Source organism: Methylobacterium pseudosasicola, from assembly GCF_900114535.1.
In the GTDB taxonomy this organism is placed as follows: domain Bacteria; phylum Pseudomonadota; class Alphaproteobacteria; order Rhizobiales; family Beijerinckiaceae; genus Methylobacterium; species Methylobacterium pseudosasicola.
Map to the genome: position 1 here is coordinate 117,878 of NZ_FOTK01000001.1, position 14,562 is coordinate 132,439.

Genomic DNA, 14,562 nt, shown 5'->3' on the forward strand with positions numbered 1-14,562 from the left:
AAGCCACGCTATACCGCATGTTCCGGCTGTGCGGACGAAGTGCTCTTTCATGACCGAGATGCGGGACGCAGCGACGACGATCGAGCCCAATGCCGCCGGCCCGAAACGGTCCCGCTACCGCCGCTCGATCACGCGGCTGCGCTCGGCCTCGCTCGAGGCCTATCCGCTCTGGCGGGGGCGGTTGCTGTTCCTGGCGGGGGGCATCTGCGTCGGGTTGGCCGCGGTGCTGATGGCCAAGGGCGCCGATCTCGCGCAGGACGGGTTCCGGCGGCTCACCGCGCCCTCGCCGCTGATCGCCCTGGTGCTCACCCCCGCGGGCTTCGCGCTCGCCGCCCTGCTCGCCCGGACGGTATTCCCGAATTCGCAAGGGTCCGGCATCCCGCAGGTGATCGCCGCCCGGCATGCCCGGGATGCGCGCTTCCGGTTCTCGCTGATCTCGCCCCGGGTCGCCTGCGGCAAGGTGCTGGTGCTGTTCCTCGGCCTGCTCTGCGGGGCCTCGGCCGGGCGCGAGGGGCCGACCGTGCAGGTCGGCGCCGCGATCATGGCCGCCTTCGGCCGCCTGACGCCGGACCGTCTGCCGGGGCTGCTGCTCGCGGGCGGCGCGGCCGGGGTCGCGGCGGCGTTCAACACCCCGCTCGCCGGGATCGTGTTCGGCATCGAGGAGCTGGGCCGGGCCTACGAGGCGCGCTCGTCGGGTCTGATCGTCGCCGGGATCGTGGCCGCGGGCCTCACCTCCCTCTGGTTGCTCGGCAACTACACCTATTTCGGCACCAGCCAGGCAGAGCTGCCGCTGGCCGCCGGCTGGATCGTGCCGCTGCTCGCCGGCTTGGGCGGCTTCGCCGGCGGGCTGTTCAGCCGCTTGGTGATCCTGTTCGCCCGGGGCCTGCCGGGGGCGGCCGGCCGGCTGATCGGGGCGCGGCCGGTGGTGTTCGCAGCCTTGTGCGGCCTATGCGTCGCCCTGTGCGGGCTCGCCTCCCATGGCACCGCCTACGGCACCGGCTACGAGGAGGCCCGGGCGATCCTGCACGGCGACACGACCGCCGGCTGGACCTACGCGCCGCTGAAATTCGCCGCCACGGTGCTCAGCTCGATCAGCGGCATCCCGGGGGGCCTGTTCGCGCCGTCGCTCGCGGTGGGCGCCGGGATCGGCGGGACGGTGCATAGCGTCCTGCCGGACATGCCGGTGGGCGCCCTCGTGCTGATCGGGATGGTCGCCTACCTCACCGGCGTGCTCCAGGCGCCGATCACCAGCTTCGTCATCGTCACCGAGATGACCCAGAACCACACGATGATGATCCCGCTGATGATCGCGGCGCTGATCGCCGACGCGGCCTCCAAGGCGGTCTGCCGCGGTGGCCTCTACCACACGCTCGCCGAGCTGATGCTGGAACGCGCCGACATTCCGGCACAGCCGGTGACCAAGACGGCGTAAGAATAAAAGGCTGTTGCAACAGGTTGGTCGCGGAACGGTCTCGCTTGCGGCCGGTTGAGGGATCGATTGTTGTTCGCCCATGCCTTGGGCGCTTCCGGAGTGACGCGATGACCTTGCTGAAATGGGCCCTCATCTGCTTCGTGATCTCGCTGATCGCGGGCGGCCTCGGCTTCACCGGCATCGCCTCGGGCGCGGGCTCGCTGGCGCGCATCCTGTTCGGCCTGTTCCTGCTGGTCGCCATCGTGATCGTGGTCATCGCCTTCGCGGTCGGGCAGGCGGTGTTCTGAGCCGCATGGCGGACGCGATGCGGAACAGGGTCTGCCTCGTCACCGGGGCGACCAACGGCATCGGCTACGAGACCGCCCTGGGGCTCGCGCGCAAGGGCGCGCGGGTCGCCATCGTCGGCCGCGATCCCGGGAAGACGCGGGCCTCGGCCGAGCGGATCCGCGCCGCCGTGCCGGGCGCCGTGGTGGATCCGCATGTCGCGGACCTGTCGGCGCAGGCCGAGATCCGCCGGCTCGCCGCGTCCCTGCGCGAGACCTATCCCCACTTCGACGTCCTGGTGAACAATGCCGGGGCGATCTTCGACCGGCGGGAGCTCACGGTCGACGGCATCGAGCGCACCTGGGCCCTCGATCATCTCGGCTACGTGCTGCTGACGCTGGAACTCCTCGACACCTTGAAAGCCTCGGCGGCGGCTGGCGCCAAGCCGCGGATCGTCAACGTCGCCTCGGCGGCGCATTACCGGGGCCATATCGACTTCGCCGACATCGAGGGCGCCCGGCGCTACGGCGCGATGCGGGCCTATGCCCAGGCCAAGCTCGGCAACGTGCTGTTCACCTATGCACTTGCCCGGCGGGTGAAGGCCGACGGCATCACGGTCAACGCCCTGCATCCGGGGGTGATCAACACGGGCTTCGCCAAGAACACCGGCGGCCTGTTCGGCACCGCCTGGTCGCTGATGCGCCCCTTCCTGACTCGGCCCGACAAGGGCGCCGAGACCTCGCTCCACGTGGCGACCGCCCCCGAGCTCGACGGTGTCACCGGCCGCTATTTTTCGCATTCCCGGCCGAAGCAATCCTCCGCCGAGAGCCGCGATGAATCCGTGCAGGAGCGGGTCTGGGCGCTGAGCCTCGCGCAGGTGGGACTGGGCGGCTAGGCGGGTTTTGGAAGGTCGTTACGCACCCCACAGGGTGTCGCGTTCTTCCTGGCTCAGCGGCGACTGCGGATTTCCTGCCGCCTTCGCGACGGCCCACCGTCGGAGGGCGGCTACGCGCTCAGCGAGGGATCCGGTGGATCTGCCTGTGACGCTGCGCATGGAGCTCTGATCCCCTATCGGTGATGGGCGCTGCTTCGTGTGCACAAGCATTTGTACAGTCAAAACTCCCATCCGCACTCTGATCCTGAGGCGATGCAGCAAAGCGGAGGCCGCGAAGGAGCCCTTCAGCCGGCCACGCGATGCGTGGGATCCGCCTTCGAAGACCGATGACGCAGACGTCTCGGAATGTTTGTCGCAGTCACGTCAAAGATCGTCATTTTGCCAGCGCAGCGAGCAGCCCAAGGCGGCGCACGATATCAAGCCCTTGGCGTGTCTCTGATGGTCAGAATCGACGTTCGGTACATATCGCGAGGGCGGGTTGCTTGCGACCCGACAACGCCATCGGAACGGCACAACCGCATCCTCGAAAGCGGTCGCTCGAACCCTTGGGATCGCGCCCTTCTACTCTCCTGATGCCGAGTTGCTTGAACGGCGCGCGTTTTGCTCGATCGCATCGGCGATGGCCCGGTACAAGGATGGCGGCAGATCATGCCCCATCCCGGGGATCATCATCATCTTCGCATCCGGGATCGAGGCCGCGGTGTCCTCGCCGCAGGCAGGCAGGAAGAGAGGATCGTCCGTTCCGTGAATGACCAGTGTCGGCGCCGTGATCGCGGCGAGCCGTGACCGGCGGTCGCCAGCCACCCCAACCGCTGCGAGCTGGCGCCCGAACCCACCCGACGCACGGCCTCGCCGAACCTCCTCCCAGAGGAGCGCACGGCAGGCCTCCTCGTCGAAGGGATGACCGGTGCCCGCGATGCGCCGCGCGAAGGCGACGCCGTGATCGAGGAAACCTGCCTCGTCCGAGACGGGATCGGGGGCGGGACGCATCATCATCGTCATGGCGTCGGGTTCGGCCGACGGCATGACCGGATTGCCCGTGGCCGACATGATCGAGGTGAGCGAGAGAACGCGGGACGGGTGCTCGCTCGCCAGGATCTGGGCGATCATGCCGCCCATCGAGCGGCCGACGATGTGGGCTCGGCGGATGGACAGGGCATCGAGCAGGCCGAGCGCGTCCGAGGCCATGTCGTCGAGCGTATAGGCGAGTTCCGGCCGCCGTCCTTCGGCGAGCGCCGAGACCAAGGTCGCAAAGTCCATTGCGCCGTGCTCAGTGAAGTGGGTCGAGCGTCCTGTATCCCGGTTATCGAACCGCACGACACGATAGCCGCGCGTCACCAGTTCACGGCAGAAGGGAGCGGTCCAGCGGATCATCTGCGTACCGAGCCCAGCGATCAGGAGGATCGTCTCAGCCGCCTCGTCACCGAAGCTATCATAGGCCAGGGTGATGCCGTTGGCCGCCAGATGGGCAGACCTGAGCTCCGGGCTCATATCCGGACGGCCCGGAGCTGCTCCGCCCACTGGATGAGGCGCTCCCTCATCACCCGGTCGCGGACGTACCCGATCTCTTCAGCGTCCAACCGCTCGACGATCTCGAAGCTGAACGCCTCCGCTCCATGCGCATTCCACGTGCTCTGGAGCGACCGGTGCGTGTTCGTGCCCTGCCGGAGGGTGAACCAGAGGCGGTTCTGGATCTTGGAGAGGTCGGGCGCGCCGCCGACCCAAACCTCACCGGACGCCACGCAGCGGACGGCGTAGATGCCACCTTCGACCGTCCGCTCCTTGTAGGCGTTCAAGGCCGCCTTTCGGTCTTCCGTTCTCATCGCGTGCCCTCGCAGATTGACCGCGACGCTATCGAAGGCATCATGCTGACGCAATATCACCCGGGTAAAATTGACGGTGCCATGCCAGAAGACCCTATGAGGACGGTCACCGCGTTTGTGGGCGTGCGGCGGCTCGCCAGCGGTCCCTTGAACGACGTGGCCCTCGCCGCGAAAGAGCGGGCGGCGGAAGAAGGCGATCCGATCTTGATCTTCGACGATAGGTCGGGTGCCGTCATCGACCTCGATCTGCGTGGAACCGAGGCGGATATCACCGCACGGTTCGCCGAACTCGCGACTGCAGGAGACGCCACCAGCACCGTCGAGAGCCGACCGGATCCCGATGGTGCTCCAAGGAGCCGGGGTCGCCCGAAGCTCGGGGTCATCGCTCGCGAGGTGACGCTGCTTCCCCGTCAGTGGGAGTGGCTTGCATCCCAGCCAGGAGGGGCATCGCAAGCGTTGCGGCGCCTCGTTGACGAAGCGCGGCGGGCAGATGGCGGGCAGACCCGGATGAAGGCAGCGAGAGAGGCCTCCTACCGCTTCCTTTCGGCGTTGGCTGGGGATCTACCTGGGTTTGAGGACGTGATCCGAGCGCTCTTCGCCGGGGATGCCGACAGCTTTGCAGACCGCATGGCAGAATGGCCACCGGACATCCGAGACCATGCGCTGAAGCTCGCAGCTCTCACCTGAGCCAACGACGTGCCGCGGATAGCTGAGGTCCGCCCCGAGCAACGTCAGCTTTTCAGGATCCCCATCAGAAAGCCGACATTCCGAAAACCTACCCTAAGCAGACGGAACCAAGCGGCCTGTTTCGATCACGTTGTTGCTTCGCTGCGCTCGCAATGACGATGGGCGCGAGCAACCCCTCCTCACGCCGCCGCCCGCACCGCGTGGTCGGCCTGGGTCTGGATCTCGATGAACACCCGCGTCACCTCCGGGTTGCGCTGCTTCAGCGCCCGGTCGAGCCGCGTCACCAGGCTCTCGACCTCGCCGGCGCTGAGGTCGTCGGCCATGTCGATGCTGAGATTCACCAGGATGTCGGTGGGGCCGAGATGCTGGGTCAGGACCTCGTTGAGGTGGAGCACGCCGGGCTCGGCGCGCACCAGCTCGGAGATCGCCGCCACCACGGCCGGGTCGGCCGCCTCGCCGATCAGCAGGCCGTGGGTCTCGATCATCAGGAACACCGCCATGCCGACCAGCACGAAGCCGATGCCCACCGAGGCCCAGCCGTCGAGGCTCGGCTTATCCAGCCAGTAGGCCAGGACGACGCCCGCAAACGCGATCAGCAGGCCGATCAGCGCCGCGGTGTCCTCGGCCAGGATCGTGAACAGGGTCGGATCCTTGCTGCGCCGGATCGCCCGCATCGCCGAGCTCTTGCCCTTCTCGGCCCAGAACTGGCGCATCGCCACGATCCAGGACACGCCCTCGGCCGCGATGGCGAAGCCCAGGATCGCGACGTTCACCCAGATCCCCGGCACCGTGTAGCCGAACAGGTGGGCGTCCGCGTCCGGCGAGGGGTGGCGGACCCGCTCGATGCCCTCGTAGACCGCGAACAGGCCGCCGCCTAAAAAGATCATCAGCGCGACCACGAAGGCGTAGAAGTAGATCTCGCGCCCGTAGCCGAACGGGTGGCGGGTATCGGCCGGCTTCTTCGCCCGCTTCATCCCCAGCAGCAGCAGCACCTGGTTGGCGGTGTCCACCACCGAGTGCACGCCCTCGGCGAGCATCGCGGTCGAGCCGGTCAGCGCCCCGCCGACGAACTTCGCCGCCGCGATGGCGAGGTTCGCCCCCGCCGCCGCGTAGATCGCCCCCGTGCTCTCGTGCGCCATCCCGGCCTCCCTGCTTGCCGCGACCCAAGCGCTCCTGTGCGGCGCCGGTTCCCGTGTGGACGCGCGCATGTGCCCTGTGCAAGCTGAGATCAGTCCGGAAGGCTCGGAGGAAACATGGCCGACGCGCAGTACGACCCCGACAACATCTTCGCCAAGATCCTGCGGGGGGAGATCCCGTGCCACCGGGTCTACGAGGACGCCGATACCCTGGCCTTCATGGACGTGATGCCCCAGGGCGATGGGCATACCCTGGTGATCCCGAAGGCGCCCTCGCGCGGCCTGCTCGATGCCGACCCGGCCGCCCTGTCGGCCCTGATCGTGAGCGTCCAAAAGGTCGCCCGGGCCGTGAAGGCGGCGTTCCAGGCCGAGGGGCTGACCCTGTTCCAGTTCAACGAGCCGGCGGGCGGGCAGACCGTGTTCCACCTGCACGTCCACATCATCCCCCGGCGCGAGGGCGTGCCGCTCAAGCGCCACGAGGGCGGGATGGCCGACAACGCCGTGCTGGCCGAGCACGCGGCGCGGATCCGGGCGGCTCTGGAGGCTGAGCCATAGCCTAAGACGGCTTCATCGGGGCTCCGCCCCTGAACCCCGCCAAAGGGCTTGCCCTTTGGGAACCCAATTCAGGCCGCGCTGGCGATGAGGCGGCGCAGGGCGGCGTTCTCGGCCTCGAGTTCGCCGATCCGCTGGCGCAGGGCGGCCTCGGTGTCGAGGGCGGCCGGGGCCGCGCGGGCCGGCTCCTCGAACACGACGCCGATTCCGTCCTCCCGGCGCCAGCACAGGCTGGCCCGGTAGGTCCGGTCCTTCTGCGGGATGTACAGGTCGAACACCTGCGGCAGGGTCGTGGCGTCGCTCATGATCAGCCGGGCGCCCAGGCTCGACAGGTCGCGGACCAGGCAGTCGAAGCTCGACGAGCCGTTGTTGAAGACGATGCGCCCCTTGAGGAATACCCTCTGGCGCGTTTCTCTGCGTTGATCCGTCATGCGGACCAGTCTGCCGGGCAGCTCTTAAGAAATCCTGGCGGCGATACCGTACTGGGGGCTATTCAGCCGATAAAGCGCCGGTCCATCGTCTGGAACAGGTAGAAGCCGTTGAAGCGCACGGCGGTGTCGGCGGCCCGGTCGTCGAAATCCAGCGGTGGTTGGCTGGCGCCGTCGAGCTTGCCCCCGAAGGTCCAGCGGCCTGCACCGATGAAGGGCGGGACGGTGCTGGCTTCCGGCACCGCGCAGCAGAGGCCTTCGACACCCTTGAGCTGGAACAGGTTGTAGCTTCGCATCGGAGTCCCTCCGCTTGGCCGCCCCGACCGTCGAACCTGTCCAATACCAGATTGGCAGCAGACAGATTCGGCTTGACCGTGCTCATAATGGCACAATCGGTCGAGTTTGTGACGGTCAAGTTTCAGGGACGTTTCGCGTCAGCTCCGCGACCCAGATCCGCGCCGAGCCGTCCGACGGCGCCCGCCAGTCCCCCCGGGGCGAGAGCGAGCCCCCGGCCGAGACTTTCGGGCCGTTGGGCAGGGCCGAGCGCTTGAACTGGCTGAAGCCGAAGAACCGGTTGAGGAACACCCCCAGCCAGCCCCGGATCTCGGGCAGGTCGTAGGCGATGCGCTTGGCCTCGGGGAAGTCCGGCGCCCAGTGCCCGCGGTCGATGTCGCCCCAGGCGTGGAGCGCCAGGAACGCGATCTTCGACGGTCGGAACCCGTAGCGCAGCGTGTAGAACAGGTTGAAATCTTGGAGCGCGTAGGGGCCGATCGTAGCCTCGGTGCTCTGTGGGCTGTCGTCCGGGTCCACCGGCACCAGCTCGGGAGAGATCTCGGTGTCGAGGATCGCCTGGAGAATGTGGTTCGCGTCCGCGCCGACCTCCCGGTGGCTGATCACCCAGCGGATCAGGTGCTGGATCAGCGTCTTGGGCACGCCGGTATTGACCGCGTAGTGGCTCATCTGGTCGCCGACGCCGTAGGTGCACCAGCCGAGCGCCAGCTCCGAGAGGTCGCCGGTGCCGATCACCAGCCCACCTGCCTGGTTGGCCAGGCGGAACAGATAATCGGTGCGCAGGCCCGCCTGCACGTTCTCGAAGGTCACGTCGTAGACCGGCTCTCCCTTCGCGAACGGGTGGCCCATATCGGCGAGCATCTGCCGGGCCGCCGGGCGGATGTCGATCTCGGCGGCGGTACAGCCGAGCGCCGTCATCAGCGCGTGGGCGTTGGCCTTGGTGGCGTCCGAGGTGGCGAAGCCGGGCAGCGTGTAGGCCAGGATGTCCGAGCGCGGGTAGCCCAGACGGTCGAACGCCTTGGCGATCACGATCAGCGCGTGGGTCGAATCGAGGCCGCCGGAGACGCCGATCACCGCCTTGCGGGTGCCGGTGGCCTCCAGCCGCTGGGCGAGCCCGGCCACCTGGATGTTGTAGGCCTCGTAGCAATCCTGCGCGAGCCGGGACGGGTCGGCCGGCACGAACGGGAAGCGCTCGATCCGCCGGATCAGCCCCAGATCGTCCGCCGGCGGGTCGAGCCGGAAGCCGATCCGCCGATAGGGGAGGGGGGCACCCGGCACGTTGTCATCGAAGCTGCCGGCCTGGAGCCGGTCCTGGGCGATCAGGTCGAGGTCGATATCGGCGAGCGTCGCCACTGGGCCGGTGGGGAAGCGCTCGCCCTCGGCCAGCCGCACGCCCAGCTCGTCGATGCTGGTCTGCCCGTCCCAGGACAGGTCGGTGGTCGATTCGCCCTGGCCGGCGGCGGCGTAGACATAGGCGCAGGCCCCCCGCATCGAGGCCGCCCGGGAGAGCAGCGCCCGCGATTCGGCCCGGCCCACGGTAATCGGGCTGCCCGAGAGATTGGCGAGCACCGTGGCGCCGGCGAGCGCGGCCCGCATGCCGGGGGATTCCGGCACCCACAGGTCCTCGCAGATCTCGACCCCGACCACGAGGCCGGGCAGGTCCTCGGCGGGGAACAGCAGGTCGATGCCGAACGGCGCTTCATGGCCTGCGACTCGGATGGTCTCGCCCGCGATCCCGGCCCCGGAAGCGAAGTGGCGCTTCTCGTAGAACTCCCGGTAGTTCGGCAGGAAGACCTTGGGGATCACCCCGAGCAGCCGGCCGCCCTGGATGGCCAGGGCACAATTGTAGATCCGGTGGCGCCAGCGCAGGGGCGCGCCGACCAGCAGCAGCGGCCGCAGGGCGGCCGATTCGGCGACCACCCGGGCGGCGGCAGCCTCGACCGCGTCGAGCAGGGTCTGCTGAAGCAGCAGGTCCTCGATCGCGTAGGCCGAGAGCCCGAGCTCGGTGAAGACCGCGAGCGCCGCTCCCGATTCGTGGCAGGTCCGGGCGAGGGCGAGCACCGAATCGGCGTTGCGGTCGGGATCCCCGGGATGGCTGCGCCCGGTGCAGGCCGCCACCCGGGCGAAGCCGTGGCGGTACAGGGACCGGAAGCGCGCCTTAGGGTCGGCAGAAGGCTCGGGGATGGGCTGGGTCACGGGCGCCTGTCCGGGTGAGGGGTGGCTGCCGGTATCATATGGTGCGCCGCACCGCGCTGGCGACGCATACGCTTCCACCGTCATTGCGAGCGCAGCGAAGCAACCCAGGGATCCGCCACCTGCGGGACACGCGCGCTGCTCTGGGTTGCTTCGCTCTGCTCGCAATGACGGTGTTGGATTGGCCCCCACGTACCCCGGGAACAGGCCGAAAATCCCAACGTGGTTTCCGGCCCGAGGCCCCCTGAAAAGCCTCCGTTAACGACAAACGGCCTAACTCGGAGCAGCCCGCCGGCCACCGGCGGATCCCTGTTTCGAGTATCGTTCGAGAACCCATGCGCGCATCGGGACGGCCTCCGTACTCTCATCGTGACCCTGCCCGCCCGGTCCGCGGCGGCGACCGTTCGGGCCTGTCCCTCGGCGCCCTGGCGCACCGGCTGATGGCCTTGCGGGCGAGTCTGACCCGCCGCCTGTCCGGCTCCCCGGCCGGGCTGCCCGCCCGTCCGGCTTACGGCGTTCCCGGCCGCCGGGCCGAGCCGAGCTGGCTGACCGCCCCGGCCGCCATGGTCGGACGCGAGGGCTTCGAGCGCGGCCCGCGCGCCAGCGCCTCGGCGCCCCCCGAGCATGTCTGGCCGACCCAGGTGTTCGACGACCGGGCGAGCCTCGACGCCCTCGACGAGCCGCGCTTCGAGAGCCGGATCGACCGCGGCGCCTCGACCCCGGGCGTGCTGGTGCGCCAGCCGCGCCGGCCGGCCTCGATCGCCCCCGAGGAGGCGATGCCCGCTTCCCCCGTCCAGGCGGCCGCCGCCCCGGCGGCGCGCTGGACCCGCACCCCGGATTCGGTCCTGCAGGAACGCCGCCAGCGCGCCCTGGAGGCCGAGCGCGTCGCCCTGGAGCGCGCCCGCGCCGAGGCCCAGGCGGCGGCGCTGGCCGTCGAGACCGAGCGGGCCGCCCGCGAGCAGGAAGCCCGGGAGCGGGCCGAGCGCGAGCAGGCCGAGCAGGCCCGGCTCGAAGCCGCCGCGTCTGCCGCGCCCGAAGCCCTGATGGCGGAGGCCATCGAGGCGGGGGACGTGGTGCCGCTGTGGCGCCAGCCGTTCGTGGCGCCCCCGGGCGTCCGCTACTTCCGCACCCCGGACCGCCGCCCGGTGCGGCCGAGCGTCGAGCTGGCCGCCTCCACGGCGGCGATCGCCCCGGTCTCGGTGCCGGAGCCTGTCGTGGCTGAAGCTGCGGCCGAGGCGTCGCCCGAGGTTCCTGCCGAGGCGCCCGCCCGCGACTGGTCCGACCTGCCGGATTGGTCCGAGGTCCAGCCCTGGTTCGACGGCAGCGACTGGAATGTCGGCGACGGGTCGTCCGTGGAGGCTTGGGCCGCACTGGCGACCCAGCCAGCCCATGCCGGTCTCGAGGCGGCGCTGGCCGCGGCGCCGGTGATCGCGGACGCCGCTCTGCCGGTGGCCGAGCCGGCCCCGGTCATGCCGCAGGAGGCCCCGCAGCCGCCGCGCCCGGTCTACGTCCTCGACCGGCTCGTGCGGTTCGATCAGCCGCCGCGTCCCGCCGACGGCCAGGATAACGGCCAGCAGGCCGAGCTCCAGGCCGAAGAGACCGCCGCGATCCGCGACGCGTTCCTGCCGGCCAAGCCCGCCCTGGCCCTGGTCTTCGGCCCCGGCAGCGCCGCGACCGAGCCCGCTGCCCCCGCGGCGCCGGCCGCCGAGGCGCCCCGCCGCGCCCCCGCGCTCTGCGCCATGGCGGCCCGGGCGGCGATCCGCGCCGCCGGCCAGCCGACCCTGCCCGCGCCGGTGCCCCCGGCCGCGTCCGAGCCCGTCCCCGCGTTCATGCCGGAGACGGCCGCCCCGATGGGGGCTGAGCCGGTCCGGTTCGCCCCGGAGGCCGAGCGGGTGGTGGTCCCGATGACCCCGCGCACGGTCCTGCTGCGCGGCAAGCTGGCGCCGCAGCCCGAGCCCGCCCCGGTGGAGCCCGAGCCGGACGCGCCGGCTTTCGAGGCGCCCGTCTTCGAGGCAGCCCCCGAGCCGGAGCCGGTCGAGGCGCCCGCCGCCCCGGCTGCCCCCGCCCTGCCGATGGTCGCCCCCCGGGCGCACCTGATCCCGGCCGGCCGCCATCTGGAGATCGCCAGCGTCGAGAACGCGGATTACGAGCTGCCCTCCCTCGGCCTGCTCGCCCTGCCGGACGAGAACGGCACCGAGGAAGTCGACGCCGACGTGCTGGAGCAGAACGCTCTCAACCTCCAGCAGACGGTGCAGGATTTCGGCGTGCGCGGCGACATCCTGGCCGTGCGCCCCGGCCCGGTCGTGACCCTCTACGAGCTGGAGCCGGCCCCCGGCACTAAGTCCAGCCGCGTCATCGGCCTGTCGGACGACATCGCCCGCTCGATGTCGGCGGTCTCGGCCCGCGTCGCCGTCGTCCCCGGCCGCAACGTCATCGGCATCGAGTTGCCGAACGAGACCCGCGAGACGGTCTATCTCCGGGAGCTGCTCTCGGCGCCCGACTTCTACGAGAGCAAGCACAAGCTCGCTCTGTGCCTGGGCAAGAACATCGGCGGTGAGCCGATCATCGCCGATCTCGCCCGCATGCCGCACCTCTTGGTCGCCGGCACCACCGGCTCGGGCAAGTCGGTGGCGATCAACACCATGATCCTCAGCCTGCTCTACCGCCTGAAGCCGGAAGAATGCCGCCTGATCATGGTCGATCCCAAGATGCTGGAGCTGTCGGTCTATGACGGCATCCCGCATCTGCTCTCCCCGGTCGTGACCGACCCCAAGAAGGCGGTGATCGCCCTCAAATGGGCCGTGCGCGAGATGGAGGAGCGCTACAAGAAGATGGCCAAGATCGCCGTCCGGAATATCGACGGCTACAACGGCCGGATGAAGGAGGCCCGCGAGCGCGGCGAGGTCATCACCCGCACGGTCCAGACCGGGTTCAACCGCGAGACCGGCGAGGCGGTGTTCGAGCAGGAGGCGATGGACCTCTCGGCGCTGCCCTACATCGTGATCGTGGTCGACGAGATGGCCGACCTGATGATGGTGGCCGGCAAGGACATCGAGGGCGCGATCCAGCGTCTGGCCCAGATGGCGCGCGCGGCCGGCATCCACCTGATCATGGCGACCCAACGCCCGTCGGTGGATGTGATCACCGGCACGATCAAGGCGAACTTCCCGACCCGCATCTCCTTCCAGGTCACCAGCAAGATCGACTCGCGGACCATTCTCGGCGAGATGGGCGCGGAGCAGCTTCTGGGTCAGGGCGACATGCTGTTCATGGCGGGCGGCGGGCGCACCACGCGCGTGCACGGGCCGTTCTGCTCGGACAGCGAGGTCGAGAGCGTGGTCGCCCACCTCAAGCGCCAGGGCCGGCCGAGCTACCTCGACGCCGTCACCACCGACGACACCCCCGAGGAGCCCGTCAAGGAGGGCAAGGCCGGGCGTGGTTCCAGGGCTGAGAAGGTCGAGCGCTCGGAGGAGCCCGACGAGGAGGCTCCGGTCTTCGACATCGGCGCCTTCGCGGCGGCGACCGGGGGCGAGTCCGACGACCTGTACAAGCAGGCGATCGAGGTGGTGCTGCGGGATCAGAAGGCGTCCACCAGCTACATCCAGCGCCGGCTCCAGATCGGCTATAACCGCGCCGCCTCGATCATGGAGCGGATGGAGATCGAGGGCATCGTCGGCCCGGCCAACCATGCCGGCAAGCGCGACATCCTGGTCGCCGGGGCGCCGCACGCCTCGAGCGGGATGTACGACGACGAGTGAGCCGCTTCCGGGCCGCGATCCGAGGGGTCGCGGCCCGGCGCGTCGCATCTTCGCCACAGGGCGGGGCTCTAAAGCGCTCGACGCTCAGCCCCGTCCATCCCGTTTCTGCCGGAGCGCCCGCCCGGGCGCCCAGGAGGTTTTGCCGATGATCGGCCGCCGCACCCGCACAGCCGGCTCCCTGATCGCCGCCGGGCTGTGGCTCGCCCCCGCCGCCCCGGCGCAGGCGCAGGTCGGCGCGTTCATCGACAGCCTGTTCGGCCGCAAGGAGGAGCCGGCCCCGGAGCCGGAGGCCGCCCCGGCGGCGCCCGCGCCGGCCGTCAAGAAGCCGGCGGCCAAGCCCGCCGCGAAGGATTCGGCTGCCAAGGACGCTTCCAAGGATGCGCCGAAGACCGGCAGCCTCAAGCCCGGCAAGGGTCCCGATAAGTCCGATCACAAGGCCACCGAGCCCAAGGTCGCCGCCGTGGGCGCGCCCTCGGCGTTGGCCCCGTCCGAGCCGGCCGACGCCGCGACGGTGCTCGCCCAGGCCAACGCCTATTTCAACGCGATGAACACCCTGACGGGCAACTTCATGCAGATCGGCGCGGACGGCCGCCGGATCGGCGGCAAGCTGACGCTCGCCAAGCCCGGCCGCCTGCGCTTCGACTACGACCAGCCCTCGCCCCTGGAGGTGGTGGCCGACGGCACCTCCGTGGCGGTGCGCGACCGCAAGCTCGCCACCCAGGACCTCTACTTCATCGCCCAGACGCCGCTGAAATTTCTGCTCCGCGAAAAAATCGACCTCGCCCGCGATCTGTCGGTGACCGATGTCGCCAACGATCCGGGCGGCGTGCGCATCAGCCTGGAGGACCGGGCGACGCTGGGCGGCACCTCGAAGATCCAGCTGTTCTTCGATGCCGAGATGAAGACCCTGTCGCAGTGGCGGATCACCGACCCGCAGGGCTACATCACCACGGTGCAGCTCTCGAACCTGCAGAAGCCCAAGACCGTCGACGGCAGCCTGTTCTTCATCAATTACGGGCGCGCCGAGGACAAGGCGATGCAGCAGCAGATCCAGCAAACGCAGCCCAACTGAGCGATCGGCGGGGGCGTGTCTCGACCAACCA

The 14,562-nt window shown here is 69.8% G+C and carries 13 protein-coding genes; 7 read left to right on the forward strand and 6 right to left on the reverse strand.

Annotated features, from left to right (window positions below):
• The first annotated feature begins 58 nt into the window (after positions 1 to 58).
• The 3 genes from BM228_RS00615 to BM228_RS00625 all read left to right on the forward strand — a co-directional run bounded on the left by BM228_RS00615 (position 59) and on the right by BM228_RS00625 (position 2,591).
• Positions 59 to 1,432: a chloride channel protein gene (locus BM228_RS00615; RefSeq protein ID WP_092036706.1), complete on the forward strand. Its 1,374-nt coding sequence runs from the start codon at positions 59 to 61 to the stop codon at positions 1,430 to 1,432.
• Between the two features lie 107 nt (positions 1,433 to 1,539).
• The gene (locus BM228_RS00620; protein ID WP_007566531.1) at positions 1,540 to 1,719 is read left to right on the forward strand and encodes a DUF1328 domain-containing protein; all 180 of its coding nucleotides are present in this window, start codon (positions 1,540 to 1,542) and stop codon (positions 1,717 to 1,719) included.
• A 17-nt stretch (positions 1,720 to 1,736) separates the two neighbouring features.
• Entirely contained in the window at positions 1,737 to 2,591 is an 855-nt protein-coding gene (locus BM228_RS00625) for an SDR family oxidoreductase (protein ID WP_092036708.1), read from the forward strand.
• A 561-nt stretch (positions 2,592 to 3,152) separates the two neighbouring features.
• On the opposite strand, the gene BM228_RS00630 is transcribed toward BM228_RS00625, so the two are convergent.
• Positions 3,153 to 4,082 carry an alpha/beta fold hydrolase gene (locus tag BM228_RS00630; RefSeq protein WP_092036205.1) on the reverse strand — a complete coding sequence of 310 codons (930 nt, stop codon included), beginning with the start codon at positions 4,080 to 4,082 and terminating at the stop codon, positions 3,153 to 3,155.
• Entirely contained in the window at positions 4,079 to 4,414 is a 336-nt protein-coding gene (locus BM228_RS00635; protein ID WP_092036207.1) for a GIY-YIG nuclease family protein, read from the reverse strand. The genes BM228_RS00630 and BM228_RS00635 overlap by 4 nt, the downstream gene beginning before the upstream one ends.
• Positions 4,415 to 4,495: 81 nt before the next feature.
• Between BM228_RS00635 and BM228_RS00640 the strand changes: the two genes are divergently transcribed.
• Entirely contained in the window at positions 4,496 to 5,101 is a 606-nt protein-coding gene (locus tag BM228_RS00640; protein WP_092036710.1) for a DUF2239 family protein, read from the forward strand.
• Positions 5,102 to 5,280: 179 nt separating this feature from the next.
• Here the strand turns inward: BM228_RS00640 and BM228_RS00645 are convergent, their stop codons facing one another.
• On the reverse strand, positions 5,281 to 6,240 hold the full coding sequence (locus BM228_RS00645) for a cation diffusion facilitator family transporter (protein WP_092036209.1): 960 nt from the start codon (positions 6,238 to 6,240) through the stop codon (positions 5,281 to 5,283).
• A gap of 114 nt (positions 6,241 to 6,354) precedes the next feature.
• Here BM228_RS00645 and BM228_RS00650 point away from each other — a divergent pair, with 114 nt between their 5' ends.
• Positions 6,355 to 6,792, forward strand: a complete 438-nt coding sequence (locus BM228_RS00650) for an HIT family protein (RefSeq protein ID WP_092036211.1) — start codon at positions 6,355 to 6,357, stop codon at positions 6,790 to 6,792.
• 68 nt (positions 6,793 to 6,860) lie between these two features.
• On the opposite strand, the gene BM228_RS00655 is transcribed toward BM228_RS00650, so the two are convergent.
• From BM228_RS00655 to BM228_RS00665, 3 genes are all read right to left on the reverse strand, one after another.
• Positions 6,861 to 7,220 carry a PilZ domain-containing protein gene (locus BM228_RS00655; RefSeq protein WP_092036213.1) on the reverse strand — a complete coding sequence of 120 codons (360 nt, stop codon included), beginning with the start codon at positions 7,218 to 7,220 and terminating at the stop codon, positions 6,861 to 6,863.
• A gap of 62 nt (positions 7,221 to 7,282) precedes the next feature.
• On the reverse strand, positions 7,283 to 7,513 hold the full coding sequence (locus BM228_RS00660) for a hypothetical protein (RefSeq protein WP_092036215.1): 231 nt from the start codon (positions 7,511 to 7,513) through the stop codon (positions 7,283 to 7,285).
• 115 nt (positions 7,514 to 7,628) lie between these two features.
• Positions 7,629 to 9,704 (reverse strand): NAD(+) synthase, encoded by a 2,076-nt coding sequence (locus tag BM228_RS00665; protein ID WP_425284882.1) that lies wholly within the window; start codon positions 9,702 to 9,704, stop codon positions 7,629 to 7,631.
• Positions 9,705 to 10,036: 332 nt separating this feature from the next.
• Between BM228_RS00665 and BM228_RS00670 the strand changes: the two genes are divergently transcribed.
• Both BM228_RS00670 and BM228_RS00675 read left to right on the forward strand, forming a co-directional pair.
• Entirely contained in the window at positions 10,037 to 13,459 is a 3,423-nt protein-coding gene (locus BM228_RS00670) for a DNA translocase FtsK (protein ID WP_092036217.1), read from the forward strand.
• Positions 13,460 to 13,604: 145 nt separating this feature from the next.
• Positions 13,605 to 14,531 (forward strand): LolA family protein, encoded by a 927-nt coding sequence (locus BM228_RS00675; protein ID WP_092036219.1) that lies wholly within the window; start codon positions 13,605 to 13,607, stop codon positions 14,529 to 14,531.
• Positions 14,532 to 14,562 lie beyond the last annotated feature (31 nt).

What these genes read in the sequence shown, in the direction of transcription:
- BM228_RS00615 (WP_092036706.1), top strand. Translation starts at nt 59, where the DNA reads ATGCGGGACGCAGCGACGACGATCGAGCCCAATGCCGCCGGCCCGAAA.
- BM228_RS00620 (WP_007566531.1), top strand. Translation starts at nt 1,540, where the DNA reads ATGACCTTGCTGAAATGGGCCCTCATCTGCTTCGTGATCTCGCTGATC.
- BM228_RS00625 (WP_092036708.1), top strand. Translation starts at nt 1,737, where the DNA reads ATGCGGAACAGGGTCTGCCTCGTCACCGGGGCGACCAACGGCATCGGC.
- BM228_RS00630 (WP_092036205.1), bottom strand. Translation starts at nt 4,082, where the DNA reads ATGAGCCCGGAGCTCAGGTCTGCCCATCTGGCGGCCAACGGCATCACC.
- BM228_RS00635 (WP_092036207.1), bottom strand. Translation starts at nt 4,414, where the DNA reads ATGAGAACGGAAGACCGAAAGGCGGCCTTGAACGCCTACAAGGAGCGG.
- BM228_RS00640 (WP_092036710.1), top strand. Translation starts at nt 4,496, where the DNA reads ATGCCAGAAGACCCTATGAGGACGGTCACCGCGTTTGTGGGCGTGCGG.
- BM228_RS00645 (WP_092036209.1), bottom strand. Translation starts at nt 6,240, where the DNA reads ATGGCGCACGAGAGCACGGGGGCGATCTACGCGGCGGCGGGGGCGAAC.
- BM228_RS00650 (WP_092036211.1), top strand. Translation starts at nt 6,355, where the DNA reads ATGGCCGACGCGCAGTACGACCCCGACAACATCTTCGCCAAGATCCTG.
- BM228_RS00655 (WP_092036213.1), bottom strand. Translation starts at nt 7,220, where the DNA reads ATGACGGATCAACGCAGAGAAACGCGCCAGAGGGTATTCCTCAAGGGG.
- BM228_RS00660 (WP_092036215.1), bottom strand. Translation starts at nt 7,513, where the DNA reads ATGCGAAGCTACAACCTGTTCCAGCTCAAGGGTGTCGAAGGCCTCTGC.
- BM228_RS00670 (WP_092036217.1), top strand. Translation starts at nt 10,037, where the DNA reads ATGCGCGCATCGGGACGGCCTCCGTACTCTCATCGTGACCCTGCCCGC.
- BM228_RS00675 (WP_092036219.1), top strand. Translation starts at nt 13,605, where the DNA reads ATGATCGGCCGCCGCACCCGCACAGCCGGCTCCCTGATCGCCGCCGGG.